Genomic DNA, 15,683 nt, shown 5'->3' with positions numbered 1-15,683 from the left:
AGTTTAACTAAACCTTTCATTCTTATTTTTATAAAAATAACCATTTTAATCTTTTAAATAAGGAAGTATGCACCCTTTAATTAATTCCCATCTATCCCGTGCATTCGGCATAACTTCAGAAGCAATTACTACAACCAAATCCTTCTCCGGTACACAACAAATCATATTCCCACCATCACCCATAGCACAGTATGAAAAGATTCCATCTTCTTCTCGTAACCACCATAAATAACCATATTGATTTTGGTTCATTTCTGTTGATTCTTTTATCCATGATTTTGATAGTATTTGTTTTCCATTATGAATACCTTCATTCAAATACATCTGTCCAAACTTAGCCATATCCCTAATCGTTAACGTTAGTCCCCATCCGCCCGTTGAAATACCGTTTGGATCGTGAACCCATCCTTTTACATCTTTTCCGAATAAGTCATCGAATCCAAATGCTTTCATATTGTAGTTTGGAATTTCTCTCATGCCGAGTGGCTGAAATAAGTATTCGTTTGCAAATTCACGAGCACTTTTTCCTGTTGCGCTCGTAATAATTGCTGATAGTACATGAGCTCCTGCAGATGAGTATTTAAAAAATCCGATTTCTCCGCCGTTCCCCATTCTATTAAGTGTATACTGTACCCAATCCTCTTGTGTACATAGTTCTTCTAACGGTTCCTGCCAGTCTACAAAAGGATATGGTGCTGTCATTGTTAGAAGATGGCGTACTGTTATTTCAGCTGAGTGAAAATTATATTCCGAAAAAAACTCTATTACTTTTTGATCAACACTTTTTATATAACCCTTATCTATACATATCCCAATTAGCGCAGAGATTATCGTTTTTGTGACAGATGCTACATGAAATGCATCATCTGGACCGTGTCCGTTATAATATTTTTCAAAAATAACATTCTCTTTCTGCACTACTAACATACCATTCATATTTTTATATTCTTCTTTTATAATTTGATCTAACTTTTCAGCAGTTTTCATTATTCTTTCCCCTTTAACCTATGATTAAAAAGGTTCGATAGGTACATATATATCAACTATATGTTTATCTTCGGGATGCTGCTTGGGATCATTTTTATATACTTCAAAAGGATACGAATCTCTCGGTTTATATCCGCTATTTGGAAGCCACTCACCGTATAAGAAATCCCATGCTCCTTTATATTCATCCTGGAATATTTTAAAATGCCCTACTGCATACTTTCCAGAAGGTATTACCATTATTCCAATATCACTCGTTTTTACTGCGGACGCATCCGGAATTGTTATACATAAACTTGTTCTTAAATGATGATCCTCAGTAAACTCATGATGATCGTGGTAAATGGTTAATACTTTCGTATCCCCAAATACATGATAGTTTTGCTCCGCTGCGTAATAAAATAATTTCTCTATCATTTCTGGAAAAGCTATAGTTAACTCCTCATATGTACCAATATGTCTTATGTATGCGACGTTTATATCATCCGCTGTTACAATTTCAACATTACCTCGAACCTTCTTACATTCATTGTATTGAGAAGCTCTGCTTACGTCTTTGCAATTCTTGCTATTGTCATTTCGATATTGAGACGGACTTACACCGTAATAATTTTTAAATGTTCGGGAGAAAACAGCTGAATCTGTGAATCCGAAGTGATACGCAATATCTGTAATCGTCATGTCTGCTCGATATGTAAGTAGATGTGTTGCCCTTTCTAGTTTCAAGCGATTCACATACCGAGATAATGGCTCATCAACTATTCCTTTAAAAATCCGATGAAAATGATACTTCGAAAATCCTGCTATATCCGCTAACTCTTCAATGGATAGTGAACTGTCTATGTTTGATTCTATATAATCTTGAACTGTATGTATGCGTCTTACATACTCATTTCTACTTTGAGAACTCTCCATATCCTTGCCTCCTCACAACAAAAAGGCTAACTTGGCGCTAGCCTACTTTTACACATGCTTTAAAAATAAAACTCTACTACCGCCGTTCCCGTCATAATTTGTATGTACCGATACACCTTCTATCTCATCATCTCCAGCTTCAATTTGAAAGCCAATCTCCCTATGAAACTGTATCGATTTTTTATTAACTGGTGATGTGATTGCTTTTACAACTTTACGGTTATTTGCACGGGCGATATCAAAGAAATATGAATACAATGTTGATGCGATTCCTCTTCTTCTATACTTCGGATTTACACCGATAAAGTGAACGTACGCTTCCTCTTTATGCGTTTGTGAAAAGAATCCGCATAAGAAACCTAATGTTTCTCCCTCTTCTTCAATGATAAAACTCGTTTCTTGAAAGTGAACGAAGAACAATTTTGGCAACATGTCCGCCATGTCTCTCCCGCCCCACCAATCATTTAAAACAGAATGAATCTTTACATAATCTTCCCCTTGTATGTTTCTTACTCGCATGTATTTCTCCCTCTCACTCACTTCATTTTTTCATAAATTTTAATGACTGTTTCTACTAATAGGATGAATACCCAAATACCGCAAAATACAAGTACCGACTGGAATATGGATCCAATAATAATAACACCAACTGCACCTGATCCTGAAATTGATACTTCTCCAAATCCTGGATCATGTATAAGCGATCCAGCAGAAAAAGCCATTAAAATTGATCCTATTAAATAAATCACACTCATTATTTTTAATATTTTTATAGAAAGATATGAAGTTTGTTTTTCTTCCACTTGTGATAATTCGATTTCCCCACTCGCAATTCCTTTTTGCAAACAGTCTTCACACAAAAATTCTTCCTTAATTTTTTTACCACTGTGCAACGCACCTGTTATTTCTTTACACCTTGAACATTTTCGATTTATCATTTTGGTAACACTCCAATCTCATAAGATTATACTTATATAATTCTGCACTTACCTTAATATTCCTTTTATGTATTTTATAGAGAAATGAAGTGTTTTATGATGTCTAAACTTACTTTTGGTTATAAAAAGCCTACTGAACAATATGTATTAAGACCTAGTTGTTATGCGATTATTTTTCAATCATCTTCTTCAAAGATAGCTGTTATCCAAAAAGGAGAATGCTACTTTTTACCCGGCGGTGGTATGGAAGGTAATGAAACAAAAGAAGAATGTATACATCGTGAATTACTAGAGGAATTAGGATGGGCAATTGAAATTGAACAGTATATCGGTAATGCAATGCGATATTTTTATGCTGAAAAGGAAGATACATATTATTTAAATGATGGGTTCTTTTACATTGCGAACATGGTGCAGAAACAAACTGAAAACTGTGAGAAGGATCATGTTCTAAGGTGGATGTCTCCTTTACATGCTGTAGAGCTTCTCATTCACGATCATCAAAAATGGGCGGTTGAACAAGCGCTTTTATTACGAAATAAAAAATGATCTCCTTCTATATGAAAGAGATCATTTTTACTGTTAACTTACCTTTTTCAAATTAAGAGCAGGCTTTTTGATTCCGCCTTTTTTTACAACATATAGACCCACAAAAATTATAAGTCCGCCAACGAGTTGCATCATATTAATTTGCTCTCCAATTGTTACTGCCGCAAAGATAACTGCGAACAATGGTACAAGATACATATAAACCATTACTTTCGTTGAACCTATTTGACTAATGCCAACATACCACATTGCTAGCCCAAAGATGGTCGCAAAGATGATTGAATATGCTAGAGAACCCCAGCTTGGCATGTCTACTGGCCACGTTAATGTGTTTACATTGAATAAACAGTATATAACAAGCGGTACAATTCCAATTAAAGTAGACCATGAAGTCACTCTCATTGCGGAGTATTTTGTAATAAGAGGTTGTGCTAAAATTGGATACCATCCCCAAGCAATTGCTGCGACTAATCCAATTATATTTCCGAGCCACGCATACTCGTAAGTAGCTCCTCCTGTATGCCCTGTTAATAAAACGAATGCTGCACCAATAAACGCTACGATTGAACCAATTTGAACTTTCATCGAAAAACGTTCTTGTTTGTGTAATACTGCTAATATCCCTGTAAAAATAGGTGACATCGCAATTAATAATGAGGCGTTCGTTGCTGAAGTATATTTCACAGATAGCATAAACATCGTTTGATACATTGCCGTACCAACGATACCGACTGCTATTAATCGTAACCAATCTTTTCTTTCAATACGTAATGAGCGTTCCATCATAAATGTAATAAGTAATAATACCGGAGATGCTACTAAAAATCGTAAACTATTAAATTGAATGGATGACATATATGCCACGCCATACTTTCCAATTGTATAATTTGCTCCCCATACTAATGCTACTGATACTAGGAGCCACTCCATTTGCCATCGTTTCATCCGAATCTCCCCTTCCATATTTAGCATAGTAAAATTGGCTGGATATAGCACCGTCCAATTGGCTGTTTTTTTCCCCAGCCAATTTGTTATACTGAATGTATATAAGAGATGCGGAGGCGTTTGTATGGAATGGAAGCTAGATAACGACAGTAAAATCCCAATTTATCAGCAAGTTGTTGACTTTATTGAAAAACGTATTACATACGGAGAACTTCCTCCTGGAAGCTTCCTCCCTTCAGAACGGAAATTAGCTACGCAATTAAATGTAAACCGAAGTACGGTAACGACTGCTTATAATGAGCTGCGTGCTATGGGAATTGTAGAAAGTACGACTGGTAAAGGTACACGTGTGAGTACACATATGTGGGGTGTTTCTCCAACATTAACGCCGAACTGGAGAAATTTCGTAGAAGGTGGTACTTTCTTACCAAACTTACCCCTACTTCGCCATATTCGAGCAGAAGTACAACAAAATGAAAATATTATAGATTTTGCAAACGGAGAGCTCGGTTGTAATCTCTATCCTCACGAGCAACTACAAACGATTTTACGAGAACAACCGTTAACGCATTCATTAAGTTATGATCATCCGCAAGGCTATCTTCCGCTAAGACAAGCGGTCGTAAAATATATGAAGGAATATTTAAAAGTTGAAGCGACTGAACAATCCATTATGATTACATCTGGCGCACAGCAAGCACTTCACCTTATCGTACAATGTTTATTAAATCCCGGTGATGCTGTCGCTTTCGAAAGTCCATCGCACTGTTATTCCTTACCGTTATTCCAATCAGCAGGTATTCGTATTTTCCCATTACCTGTCGATGAACACGGTATTAATCCAGACGATGTGCAAGAGTTATATAGAAAGCACCGTATTAAAATGATCTTTTTAAATCCAAATTTCCAAAATCCTACGGGCACAATGCTACATCCAAACCGTAGAAAAAAACTGTTATCACTTTGCGCAGACTTACGAATTGCGATTGTGGAAGATGATCCGTCCAGTCTACTTACGCTAGAAAAGAAACAACCTTGCCCTACTTTAAAATCAATAGATGAAAATGGGACAGTCATTTATGTACATTCCTTATCAAAAATGATTGCACCAGGCTTACGAGTTGGCTGGCTTGTCGCTCCGCAGTCTGTAGTAGAAAGGTTATCCGACGCAAGGCACCAAATGGAATTAGGAATGAGCATTTTCCCACAGTGGCTTATGCAACAATTTTTCGAAACTGTACCATTTCAGTCTCATATCGTACCGTTACGAAAACAATTAGCAGAAAAAAGAGACGTTATCGTTCGCGCCTTAAATGAGCAACTTCACGACAAAATCTCTTTTTCAAACCCGACCGGCGGTATATACATATGGGGAAAACTAAAAGAACCGATAAACGAAAAACAACTTATTATGCAAAGTTTAAAACAAGAAATCGCATTTATGCCAGGTAGTATTTTCGGTGCGAAAGATGGTTATATTCGTTTATCTTATGGAAAAGTGAATATTGATCAAATTGAGGAAGGTATTTCTCGTTTGCGTGAGGCTATTTTGGTTTGTGGAAAATAACTTTAAATAAAGCTTTCTCGTTTGACAAAAGAAAAATCTACCATTATTATCAACACGAGCCTAGTTATAGGAGTGATAAAAATGAAAATTTACGTTGATGCAGATGCTTGTCCTGTAAAAGATGTGATTATTTCCGAAGCTACGAACGTAGAAATCCCTGTTACCCTCGTTACTAGCTTTTCTCATTATTCTAATGCAGAACAGCCAACAGGCGTAGAAACAATTTATGTTGATTCTGGAGCAGATGCTGCAGATTACCGGATTATGCAGTTAGCAAAAACAGAAGATTTAATCGTAACACAAGATTACGGTCTTGCTTCGCTTGCTTTAGCAAAAGGGTGTATCGTTCTACACCATAAAGGGTATAAGTATACGAATGAAAACATTGAACAATTGTTACAAACTCGGTATTTAAGTGCAATGGTTCGAAAAAGCGGTAAGCGTACAAAGGGACCAAAACCATTTACAGCAGAAGATAAAGAGAAATTTAGAGCGCTCTTTAAAAGTATGATTGCACTTTAGAAATGAATCTTCTATTTGTAGGGAAAGCTTTATAAAAAAGAAGAGAATATCGGAATGAACATTCTCTTCTTGGGGTTTACCCTTTTAAAATGAAGGTAAATTATCTAAGTTATTTTCTTTTATGCCATCCGGTTCACTACGTATAATATCTCTACCATACTTATGAAATACGTCCACATGAGCTAACTTCCCTGATTTTGCTTCACTAAGAGCAGTCATATAATCTAACTCTCTCCCGCTACTTGTTTTAAAAGCTATTAAATCCCCATCATCATTTTTACGAACGGCAACAATTTGTTCTGCTCCTGAATTGACTTCATGGTCTACTTCAAATTGCACTTGCTCTTCTCCTTGATGTAAGTAATCATTGTAAACTTTTTCAAAGTCTTTTTCATCCATAACATTCACCTCCAACACATTTTATTAGTATGGTTGGGGGGTGTTGGTTTTATGTAATTTGCTCTTAATTTGGATATATTTTTAATACCTACGCAAATCCTTCAAAGTCTCCAATATATCATCTGTAAAGGCTGTACTACCTTCTGTCTCTAAAACTCTGAAATAAAAACTTCTTAGGAAAGTTCTAATATTTTGTACTAAAATAGCATGCTGCGGATGTCGGATGTCTTCAACAGTTGCTATGCTATGTAGCCAATTGCTCCACTCTTCTTCAGTTAAAATATTTTGGTTGCGTAACGACATAATTGGCGCTACTAATCTCTCATCTTCAAAGTGCACATATACGTATTCACTTAATCGAACCTTCTGGCGAACAGCTGCAAGGATCGCATATGAAAACTCACGATTTTGTATAGTACGTGCTAACGCATCGAGTGCATCAGCAGCGTGTGCTGTAGAATGTGCCCAACCTTTTCCTTCTACGTAACCTCTTACATCTTCTTCTAAATATACATATTCCAACACTTGTTCTGCCACACTGTACAGTTGCTCTTCAGATAACAATGGTTCTCTTTCATGAACAGATAAAATAAGTGGCGGAATTAATACGGAGAATGCACGTTTAAATACAGAGTCTGTGCCCTTTTCACCAATTTTATAAAATAAATAATCAGGACTAATCGCTTGTAGCATTAACCCTCGTAATTCTTTTTGTCTAAACACATCACTTGTAATCCATGTATGAAGCGTACTATAAATTAAATCATCGCGTAATTCAGCATCAGGTGATCCGATATAATCTAACATCCACTGCGCATATGGATATGCATCTACATCTTCTGGTACAGCATAATTATTATTTTTAATTTGTAGTAGTTCTTCTTTTAATTCTAGTACTTCATTCATTAGATTTCCTGTCCCCTTTGTACTTTATTAACTTATTTTTTCCTTATTCCCTTTAATTTTTTTCATAAAATCAAGTCGATTTTTAGAATCGTTTTAGTACCTATCTTTCTATGAACTTGATTCAATTATATAAAATTTATCATGATAAATAAAAGGAAATACATTAGAGCATCGTAGTCTCTCACTTTGTTTACATGCATTTCATGTAAGTTTAAGTTATAAAATAAAGTATGTTTTTTCTTTTATATTCAAACGTAGTTACAATCAAAATTTAAATCATTTTAGAACTTGTTTAATAAATTCTGTTTTAGCTTTTGTGTATGCTTCTCTATCTTGGTTAAATCTTTTAGCTAAATCTTGTTTAAGATTTGAATACTCATAAACTAATTGTGGATTTTCTCGTAAGCGGTTACGAAATAAAAGTTGTTGCTCCCATCGCTCAGTTCCTTTAACCATCAAATGCAGGTGCGCTACACGCCTATTATTCTTAACTTTCACAAAGAACCTTCTCCAAGGTCTTTCATCTAATTCTGGGCTTACATAATGCCAATTATATATGCCCAATTTCGCTGAAATATGTAGTACTCTATCAAATGAGTCTATTTCAGCCATTAAATCAATGATAGGTTTTGCTGGTAAACCAGGTATGGATGTACTTCCTATATGTATTACTTTGCTTATACCGTGAGGAGCAAGCAGTTCATATAGTTGCTGTTCTTCACATCGGCCTTTATCTTGCCAATCAGGATTTGCATTAACTATCTCTACTGACTCATTCGCCCACACAGGCCATTCGTTCGGATTATCTTTTTTATCCACCCAAAACATCCCCTTTCCCGATTTTTTTCTATATAAACCGTATTAAATTCCTATAAATACAACTACCGGATCATCAAAATTACTATTCTGAAATACAACATCCGCACAACTTTTCGGATTATGCTCATCTATATACATTTTACAAGCCGCATGATACCTGCTCAAAAACATTTTCTCTGCTTCTGCATAACTTCCAAAAGCCTCAGTCTCGCGCTTTGCACCACGTTTTCTCGCAATCTCAAAATCTGTATCTACGAAAATTTTATAGTCAAATAAATGCTCTACGTCTTTTTTCAATAGAAACGTTCCATCTACTATTAATATCATATTTTGCGTGGCCACTAGTGGCTCATTATGTACAGGGATATCCGTTTTTAAATGATGAGAAATTGTTTCATACTGTAAATTCCCGTTTGGTCCTAAAGGCTTTAATAACCTTTCTTTGAAAGCTGTATAATCGTGTGCATCTTCGTAATACCCTCTTGCAGATTCTTTTCCTTGCGCGTATCGAATTGCTCTCGGATTATGAAAATCATCAATGCTGGCGCGTGTTACTGTTACTCCTCGCTTTTTTATTTCTTCCGCTAGCTCGTTTGCAAATGTTGTTTTTCCTGATGCTGTAATACCGCTTACTCCAACTCTTGTTGGATGGGTTACATTTAATTTTAAAATATAATCTGCAATTTCTTTGATTCGTTGTTTTCGTTTCATAGTATTTCCTCCCGCAATCGATTTACATAATATTATTATGAGTAATATTTTATGTCACTTTTTGTCGGTAAGTCGATATATTGAAAAAATCATTGATATATTTTAAGTTACGATAGATATATTTGAAAAATCGTTGATATATTATGATTGGCTTATTTTCCCTTAAATCCTCGATATAAAGCAGTGCGTAACTCTTGTTTGTATTCTTCAATCTCTGGCATATTGAGTTCTTCTGCTAGCCTGATGGCCAATTCAATATCATACGGTACACGTACGAGTTGAATGGAAAAGCTCGCTGCTTCTTTTTTATCGTAAGTTCCTTCAAATATTAAATAGGACGCTTGTGTAATTTCAAGAGGATTACCTACACTACCAGCATTACATAACGTTTTCCCTCTGAAATTTTGAACGAACGCTTGGTGAACGTCACCGTAGCAAACGACATCTGGTTTTCTTTCCCCTTCTATATTCTCTGTGAGCTCACTGTTTTCGAACATACTAATCCGTTCTTCTCTTGAGGCATGTGGTTGAATTCTTTCATATAAACTTCTCGGCGAAGCGTGGAACATACGAATGAGTTTGCCGCTCATATAAAATTCGATTGAAAATGGTAAGTTTCTTAAATAGTCATTGTGTTCTTCCGATAGTTGTTTTTGATGCCATTTTAACGCCTGAAATTCAGTCGGTTTTGTAATAAAATCATCCCAGTTCCCCATTACAACTCCATCACATTCTTTACGAATGATTTCAATCACTTCGCTAGAATGAGGACCTTTTCCAACTAGATCTCCAAGACAAATGATGTGCTCAATTCCTCTTACTTTAATATCTTTCAGTACAGAATCTAATGCCGGAATATTACCGTGAATATCTGAAATTACCGCTATTTTATCCATATAAATCCCTCCATTACTTATTGTTTATTATATCCTCATGTTGTGATTGATACCATTTTGGAATATAGGATGAAAAATGATTATGATCTTCTAAAATTCCGTTCAATCTTTCCTTCATATCATCTACTAAATGTGGCGTACTTCGGTTTGTCCATACGATATCAGCTGGGAATGTCATTGCTGCATATAATGAGTACAGTTGCCAAAAATGAAGCGATGGTTCGCCTCCGCAATAACCTTGAACTTGTCCAACCGCAAATGGTTTGCTTATTCTTGTAGTAAAAATCGCTACGTTATAAAAATCGTGTATTGGATCGCCAAAATCATATCCACCAAAATCGATAACGATAAATTCCTTATTATGAATCATACTATTTGCTGGATGGAAGTCATCGTGTAAAAAGGTAATAGGGCGATTTTTCAATAATTGTTTATGCTCCCCTACAAATCTTAAAACTGGCTTTAAATCAAGGAAGTCTATTTCATAGTTTGCTAACGCTTCTACGTATCTTTCATATTTATTCCATCGAACCGTTTCCCAGGTATCACTCGCACTTTCTCTTTCTAGTGAGTGAATCTTCTTTAACACTTCCCCTGCTTTTCTTCCTGCATTATACTGTTCTTCCACCGATAACTTCCCTAAACCTTCTTCACCATTTACACCTTGGGTCCATTCAAATACTTGAACACCTTTATTTAGTTCCTCAAGTTTTATGAAATGAATCAACTTGGGCGTTGGAATATGTAATAACTCTAATTGTTTCATATACGTATATTCTTCATGTTTTCGCTCAAAATGAACAGCATCACATACTTTTACAAAATATGTTTCTCGATTCTCTAATTCAACTTTATATTTCTCTTCATGTGAAAAACCTTTTGAAATAGCTGTACACTTTATAATACGAGGCCATTCTAGTCTTCTCTCTATCTCTCTAAGCATTTCTTCCAAAACATTCACCTCTATCAATATATGTACAAACTACCTAACACTTCATGCTCTCGTTTATTTTCCCCTTTAAACTCCACTGCAAATGGATATTCGCCACGATGCTTCAAACATTCTTGTACTAGCCCTTCTCCAACCGGTTCACAAAACTGCACATGAATGTCACCGAATGATACGCTTTGACACTCCGCATTCCATTCTTCATTTTGTATGATTGAGCTTGCGGTTAGCCCCATTACTTCTTTCCATTTCCGCACCGTTTCTCGAACGCTTTTCACTGCGTAATGAATCGTTTCAATTTGTTGTACTTTGTTTTTATGTTCAGTGATTGTCCCTATGTTGCGTAAATCATTTCTTCTTTCTTCGTCTGTTTCATTCCACTGTATAAAGAAAGGTAATTTCGGTCCATTTTCTTCTTGCTTTACAAATAACATTTTCCATTCTAAAAGGCGGCCATCTTTTCTCATACGCTTCCCTTCAAATGGCCCTATCGTTTGTAAACCGTATTTACTAAACTGATCTGCTAATTCTTCAATGGCATCTGTTCGAATTGCGATTTGTAACATACCTTCTCCAGTTTGTAATTTCACCACTGTTTCTTGTACTAATGGATTTTCTGCTTCTTTCGCTTTTTCTTCATGTTGAACTGCCAGAAATTCTATGTATGATAAATCAAAATAACTTAAACTATTCCAAGTACCCCAAGTAGTATGCTCTCCGCCTAATACAGTATGAAATCCAAGTTCCTGCATTTGCTTTGCCGCTTCCTCCGGTGTACAATTCACTGCGTGTACGAGATGATCAAATCGTAACATGTCTTTCTCCCCTTTCTCTCCATCCTTTTATTGTATATTTTATTTTTATTTCGTTCAATTCAAAAAACTTTAAAACCTAGTTGATTTATACGATTAATGTGTATTATAATGAAACAAATTTAATTATTGCTGATTGGAAAAACCAAAGGCACTTTTCTCATACGGGAAAAGTGCCTTTTTCATTTACTATTACAGGGGGATTATTTATGCAGAAATTAATTGTCTTTGCTATTATTGGATTTTTCGCTCAATTGATTGACGGAGCACTTGGAATGGCGTATGGGGTAACATCTACCTCACTTTTACTAATGTTTGGTATCGCACCTGCTGTCGCTTCCGCATCTGTTCATTTAGCTGAAGTCGTTACAACCGCCGCTTCTGGTGCATCCCACATCAAATTTGGAAACGTTGATAAATATACCGTTTCCAGGCTTACATTGCCAGGAGCAGTTGGCGCATTTATTGGGGCATGTTTTTTAAGTAATTTACCTGGCGATGTAATTAAACCGTACATTTCCGTATTTTTATTTACTTTAGGGGTTTATATTTTATTACGATTCATCATTCAAAAACAAATTGTCACTTCAAAGAAACGTATGTCTGCTAAACAGCTTGTTCCGCTTGGCTTATTCGCTGGATTCGTTGATTCAACTGGTGGTGGTGGCTGGGGTCCAATTACGACACCTGTACTTTTAGCAAGAGGAAACGAAGCTAGAAAAGTTATCGGCTCTGTAGATACGAGTGAATTTCCTGTTTCACTCGCTGCAACAATTGGATTTTTCATTTCACTTGGCTGGGAACAAGTAAGTTGGGTTTGGGTATTTTCTCTCATGCTCGGTGGTATCGTTGCGGCACCAATCGCCGCGTGGTTAGTGCGCATCGTACCTTCTCATTTACTTGGCGTATTAGTTGGTGGCCTTATTATCTTTACAAACATTCGTACACTGCTTACTACATTTAAAGTGGATCCAACTATTATTTCACTTTCTTACGTGGCAGTTGGTCTTGTCGTTATTATTTCTATTTTCATTGCTGTTCGCAATCATTCCAAACATTCTAACGCATCGACCGCCGGATATCCGAATGATCAAAAGCAAATGCTACCATAACGATAAAAATACCGCCCGATATACTTCGAGCGGTATTTTTTATTTTTCCATTCTCCAATTTATCATTGTCTCTGTAGTGCCAATTCTTTTCATATGTAATTTCTCTAATACACGAATCGATCCATCATTTTCTAGAAGTGTCTCTGCAATAATTGTTTCTACCTGTTCTGTTTGAAAAGCCCAATTTATTAATTCTCTTACAGCTTCTGTTGCATACCCTTTATTCCAATATTTCTCAATAAATCCATAACCAATTTCTACTGTATGTTCCTCATTTGGTTTCCCTTTAAACCCTACATCACCTAGAACGATGTCATCTTCTTTTCGAATGACATACCACGCGCCCCAAGGTAATAAATCCTTATCTTGCTTTATATTTTCTACATGCCCTACAATATGTGGACCACTATTATATCCTTGCTCGTTAGCAACGTGAATACTCTCTTTTGTACACGGCACTATATAGAGCCTTTCTGTTTCTAATTTCATGTTGATTTCCCCTTTTCAATTAAACAATACCTCAATTTTATCAGAAATAAAAAGAATATTCATTCTATTTATCAAATTTATACTTATTCTTTGAAACGAATTTAAGGAATAATCCTCTTTTAATAGTTATGTCGAATTATATTTTCAGAATTTTCTTTTATTTTTAAAGGGTTTTCCAATATTTTTTGCGAAACATTTGTATAACAATTTCTTTCTTTATTTTTTGTTACATAACAGTAGGTTCGGGTGGAGTTTTGCAAGCGTTTCCTATACAATAACCGATATTTTTTGACTTTTCCTAACAAAATATCTTGCAATATATTCAGAAACTCATTACAATTGCCATATATTAAAAATCTTAGCAATATATAAAATCCTCATCAATCCGATGAGGTAGAGGTTGCGACTTTTAAAAGTAAAACGGACGAGACACTGAGAATGTCCCTGACTTCGTTTGAAAGGAAAAGTTGCCGAAGTTTATATTTCTTCTCTGGAAGTATAAGCTGGGGCTGTCTCCGAAAGGAACAGAACTGTCACGTTTACAAAATTACCGTGTAAACGTGGGGTGCTATCTTAACGGAAGGGTATGATGGGGTGGTTATTTGTGAAACGTTCCGCCAAATTCCTTTGGCGGTTTTTTGTATTTTTCTCCCCCGCTCCTTCCTAACCTACAAGAAAAGGAGTGTTGAACATGAATAGCGCAACAAATCAATCTACCTCTAAAACGCAAACTACACAAGGACAGGGTGAATTAAAACGCGGATTAAAATCTCGTCACCTTACGATGATTTCTCTCGGTGGTACAATCGGTACCGGACTATTTCTTGCTAGCGGTGGTGTTATCCATTCTGCTGGTCCTGGCGGTGCATTAATTGCATACGCCGCAATTGGAATTATGGTTTACTTTTTAATGACAAGCTTAGCTGAACTCGCAGCTTACATGCCTGTTACTGGATCTTTTAGTACGTACGCAACAAAGTTTGTTGATCCATCACTTGGCTTTGCACTTGGATGGAACTATTGGTATAACTGGGCCATTACAATTGCTGCTGAACTAGCTGCTGTAACATTAATTATGAAATTTTGGTTCCCAGATACTCCTTCTCTTATTTGGAGTGGATTATGTTTAGCTATTATTTTCCTTTTAAACTATTTATCTGTTAAAGGGTTTGGTGAATCTGAATATTGGTTCGCACTTATTAAAGTAGTTACTATTATTATCTTTTTAATTGTCGGCTTCATGATGATTTTTGGAATTATGGGCGGCGAATCTGTTGGCTTTAAAAACTTCACTGTTGCAGATGCACCATTTAATGGCGGCATTATGGCAATTATCGGTGTATTTATGGCTGCTGGTTTCTCCTTCCAAGGAACTGAATTATTAGGAGTAGCTGCTGGTGAAACTGCTGATCCAGAGCGTAACATTCCAAAAGCAATTCGCTCGATCTTTTGGCGTATTCTTTTATTCTATATCCTTGCGATTCTCGTTATCGGTTTATTAATTCCTTATACGACTGAAAGCCTTGCTGCAAGCGATGTAACAGTAAGTCCATTTACACTTATTTTTGAAAAAGCGGGCGTTGCCTTTGCTGCTTCTGTTATGAACGCTGTTATTTTAACGGCAGTACTGTCTGCTGGTAACTCTGGTATGTATGCATCAACTCGTATGCTTTGGGATCTAGCTCGCCAGGGAAAAGCACCAAAGTTTCTTGGTAAATTAGATAGCCGCGGTGTACCTGTTAACGCATTAATCGTAACGTCAATTGTCGGTAGTATCGCTTTTATTGCCTCATTATTCGGTGACGGTGTTGTATACATTTGGTTATTAAACGCATCTGGAATGTCTGGCTTTATCGCATGGGTCGGAATCGCAATTAGTCATTACCGTTTCCGTAAAGCATATATCGCTCAAGGTAAAGATTTAAAAGACTTACCATATAGAGCGAAATGGTTCCCGTTCGGTCCAATCTTCGCATTTGCACTTTGTGTCATCGTAATTTTAGGTCAAAACTACGGCGCATTTATGGGCGAATCAATCGATTGGAACGGTGTACTCGTTTCTTATATCGGTTTACCACTTTTCTTAGTACTATGGTTAGGATATAAATTTACGAAGAAAACGAAAGTGATTCCACTTGATAAATGTGAACTAAAATAAAGTAAAACG

18 protein-coding genes and 1 riboswitch are annotated in these 15,683 nt (G+C 36.1%); of the genes, 5 read left to right on the top strand and 13 right to left on the bottom strand.

Annotated features, from left to right (window positions below; all coding sequences use genetic code 11):
- Window positions 1-45 precede the first annotated feature (45 nt).
- The 4 genes from QCI44_RS12720 to QCI44_RS12705 are packed head-to-tail and all read right to left on the bottom strand — an operon-like array spanning window position 46 to window position 2,840.
- Complete coding sequence (locus tag QCI44_RS12720; protein WP_048566142.1) at window positions 46-987, bottom strand: serine hydrolase domain-containing protein; 942 nt, start codon at window positions 985-987, stop codon at window positions 46-48.
- 24 nt (window positions 988-1,011) lie between these two features.
- Entirely contained in the window at window positions 1,012-1,902 is an 891-nt protein-coding gene (locus QCI44_RS12715; protein WP_098878911.1) for an AraC family transcriptional regulator, read from the bottom strand.
- Window positions 1,903-1,950: 48 nt separating this feature from the next.
- Window positions 1,951-2,421 (bottom strand): GNAT family N-acetyltransferase, encoded by a 471-nt coding sequence (locus QCI44_RS12710; RefSeq protein WP_016134826.1) that lies wholly within the window; start codon window positions 2,419-2,421, stop codon window positions 1,951-1,953.
- Window positions 2,422-2,438: 17 nt separating this feature from the next.
- Entirely contained in the window at window positions 2,439-2,840 is a 402-nt protein-coding gene (locus QCI44_RS12705; protein ID WP_098878912.1) for a DUF3980 domain-containing protein, read from the bottom strand.
- 96 nt (window positions 2,841-2,936) lie between these two features.
- On the opposite strand from QCI44_RS12705, the gene QCI44_RS12700 reads away from it, so the two are divergent.
- Window positions 2,937-3,389: an NUDIX hydrolase gene (locus QCI44_RS12700; protein WP_016087322.1), complete on the top strand. Its 453-nt coding sequence runs from the start codon at window positions 2,937-2,939 to the stop codon at window positions 3,387-3,389.
- 33 nt (window positions 3,390-3,422) lie between these two features.
- Here QCI44_RS12700 and QCI44_RS12695 read toward each other — a convergent pair whose 3' ends face one another.
- Window positions 3,423-4,334, bottom strand: coding sequence for a DMT family transporter (locus tag QCI44_RS12695; protein ID WP_016087321.1), 912 nt, complete (start codon window positions 4,332-4,334; stop codon window positions 3,423-3,425).
- Between the two features lie 124 nt (window positions 4,335-4,458).
- On the opposite strand from QCI44_RS12695, the gene pdxR reads away from it, so the two are divergent.
- Both pdxR and QCI44_RS12685 read left to right on the top strand, forming a co-directional pair.
- Window positions 4,459-5,901, top strand: coding sequence for a MocR-like pyridoxine biosynthesis transcription factor PdxR (pdxR, locus tag QCI44_RS12690; protein ID WP_000454906.1), 1,443 nt, complete (start codon window positions 4,459-4,461; stop codon window positions 5,899-5,901).
- Between the two features lie 81 nt (window positions 5,902-5,982).
- Window positions 5,983-6,423 carry a YaiI/YqxD family protein gene (locus QCI44_RS12685; RefSeq protein ID WP_016087320.1) on the top strand — a complete coding sequence of 147 codons (441 nt, stop codon included), beginning with the start codon at window positions 5,983-5,985 and terminating at the stop codon, window positions 6,421-6,423.
- 84 nt (window positions 6,424-6,507) lie between these two features.
- Here QCI44_RS12685 and QCI44_RS12680 read toward each other — a convergent pair whose 3' ends face one another.
- From QCI44_RS12680 to QCI44_RS12650, 7 genes are all read right to left on the bottom strand, one after another.
- Window positions 6,508-6,822, bottom strand: a complete 315-nt coding sequence (locus tag QCI44_RS12680; RefSeq protein WP_353811171.1) for a DUF3892 domain-containing protein — start codon at window positions 6,820-6,822, stop codon at window positions 6,508-6,510.
- An 81-nt stretch (window positions 6,823-6,903) separates the two neighbouring features.
- Window positions 6,904-7,728 (bottom strand): DUF2785 domain-containing protein, encoded by an 825-nt coding sequence (locus QCI44_RS12675; protein WP_353811170.1) that lies wholly within the window; start codon window positions 7,726-7,728, stop codon window positions 6,904-6,906.
- 276 nt (window positions 7,729-8,004) lie between these two features.
- Entirely contained in the window at window positions 8,005-8,547 is a 543-nt protein-coding gene (locus QCI44_RS12670; protein ID WP_000358205.1) for a GrpB family protein, read from the bottom strand.
- Between the two features lie 42 nt (window positions 8,548-8,589).
- Window positions 8,590-9,258, bottom strand: coding sequence for a nucleoside/nucleotide kinase family protein (locus QCI44_RS12665; protein ID WP_353811169.1), 669 nt, complete (start codon window positions 9,256-9,258; stop codon window positions 8,590-8,592).
- 152 nt (window positions 9,259-9,410) lie between these two features.
- A complete protein-coding gene (locus QCI44_RS12660) occupies window positions 9,411-10,154 on the bottom strand; it encodes a metallophosphoesterase family protein (RefSeq protein WP_016136741.1) in 744 nt (247 codons plus the stop codon).
- Between the two features lie 13 nt (window positions 10,155-10,167).
- Complete coding sequence (locus QCI44_RS12655) at window positions 10,168-11,106, bottom strand: aminoglycoside phosphotransferase family protein (RefSeq protein ID WP_116363791.1); 939 nt, start codon at window positions 11,104-11,106, stop codon at window positions 10,168-10,170.
- 14 nt (window positions 11,107-11,120) lie between these two features.
- A complete protein-coding gene (locus tag QCI44_RS12650; protein WP_116363792.1) occupies window positions 11,121-11,918 on the bottom strand; it encodes a VOC family protein in 798 nt (265 codons plus the stop codon).
- Window positions 11,919-12,124: 206 nt separating this feature from the next.
- On the opposite strand from QCI44_RS12650, the gene QCI44_RS12645 reads away from it, so the two are divergent.
- Window positions 12,125-13,027 carry a sulfite exporter TauE/SafE family protein gene (locus QCI44_RS12645; protein ID WP_016136743.1) on the top strand — a complete coding sequence of 301 codons (903 nt, stop codon included), beginning with the start codon at window positions 12,125-12,127 and terminating at the stop codon, window positions 13,025-13,027.
- A gap of 39 nt (window positions 13,028-13,066) precedes the next feature.
- Here the strand turns inward: QCI44_RS12645 and QCI44_RS12640 are convergent, their stop codons facing one another.
- The gene (locus QCI44_RS12640) at window positions 13,067-13,516 is read right to left on the bottom strand and encodes a GNAT family N-acetyltransferase (RefSeq protein WP_116363793.1); all 450 of its coding nucleotides are present in this window, start codon (window positions 13,514-13,516) and stop codon (window positions 13,067-13,069) included.
- Window positions 13,517-13,902: 386 nt separating this feature from the next.
- Window positions 13,903-14,095: riboswitch (Lysine riboswitch) on the top strand.
- Window positions 14,096-14,207: 112 nt separating this feature from the next.
- Here QCI44_RS12640 and QCI44_RS12635 point away from each other — a divergent pair.
- Entirely contained in the window at window positions 14,208-15,674 is a 1,467-nt protein-coding gene (locus QCI44_RS12635) for an amino acid permease (protein WP_016087310.1), read from the top strand.
- Window positions 15,675-15,683 lie beyond the last annotated feature (9 nt).

The organism is Bacillus cereus group sp. RP37 (genome assembly GCF_040459695.1).
In the GTDB taxonomy this organism is placed as follows: Bacteria; Bacillota; Bacilli; order Bacillales; family Bacillaceae_G; genus Bacillus_A.
Note: the sequence above shows the minus strand (reverse complement) of the source record. Positions and strands in the feature narration are given on the sequence as shown.

Excerpts from the sequence above, each read along its gene's own strand:
- QCI44_RS12720 (WP_048566142.1), bottom strand. The coding sequence starts at position 987 with ATGAAAACTGCTGAAAAGTTAGATCAAATTATAAAAGAAGAATATAAA.
- QCI44_RS12715 (WP_098878911.1), bottom strand. The coding sequence starts at position 1,902 with ATGGAGAGTTCTCAAAGTAGAAATGAGTATGTAAGACGCATACATACA.
- QCI44_RS12710 (WP_016134826.1), bottom strand. The coding sequence starts at position 2,421 with ATGCGAGTAAGAAACATACAAGGGGAAGATTATGTAAAGATTCATTCT.
- QCI44_RS12705 (WP_098878912.1), bottom strand. The coding sequence starts at position 2,840 with ATGATAAATCGAAAATGTTCAAGGTGTAAAGAAATAACAGGTGCGTTG.
- QCI44_RS12700 (WP_016087322.1), top strand. The coding sequence starts at position 2,937 with ATGATGTCTAAACTTACTTTTGGTTATAAAAAGCCTACTGAACAATAT.
- QCI44_RS12695 (WP_016087321.1), bottom strand. The coding sequence starts at position 4,334 with ATGAAACGATGGCAAATGGAGTGGCTCCTAGTATCAGTAGCATTAGTA.
- pdxR (WP_000454906.1), top strand. The coding sequence starts at position 4,459 with ATGGAATGGAAGCTAGATAACGACAGTAAAATCCCAATTTATCAGCAA.
- QCI44_RS12685 (WP_016087320.1), top strand. The coding sequence starts at position 5,983 with ATGAAAATTTACGTTGATGCAGATGCTTGTCCTGTAAAAGATGTGATT.
- QCI44_RS12680 (WP_353811171.1), bottom strand. The coding sequence starts at position 6,822 with ATGGATGAAAAAGACTTTGAAAAAGTTTACAATGATTACTTACATCAA.
- QCI44_RS12675 (WP_353811170.1), bottom strand. The coding sequence starts at position 7,728 with ATGAATGAAGTACTAGAATTAAAAGAAGAACTACTACAAATTAAAAAT.
- QCI44_RS12665 (WP_353811169.1), bottom strand. The coding sequence starts at position 9,258 with ATGAAACGAAAACAACGAATCAAAGAAATTGCAGATTATATTTTAAAA.
- QCI44_RS12660 (WP_016136741.1), bottom strand. The coding sequence starts at position 10,154 with ATGGATAAAATAGCGGTAATTTCAGATATTCACGGTAATATTCCGGCA.
- QCI44_RS12650 (WP_116363792.1), bottom strand. The coding sequence starts at position 11,918 with ATGTTACGATTTGATCATCTCGTACACGCAGTGAATTGTACACCGGAG.
- QCI44_RS12645 (WP_016136743.1), top strand. The coding sequence starts at position 12,125 with ATGCAGAAATTAATTGTCTTTGCTATTATTGGATTTTTCGCTCAATTG.
- QCI44_RS12640 (WP_116363793.1), bottom strand. The coding sequence starts at position 13,516 with ATGAAATTAGAAACAGAAAGGCTCTATATAGTGCCGTGTACAAAAGAG.
- QCI44_RS12635 (WP_016087310.1), top strand. The coding sequence starts at position 14,208 with ATGAATAGCGCAACAAATCAATCTACCTCTAAAACGCAAACTACACAA.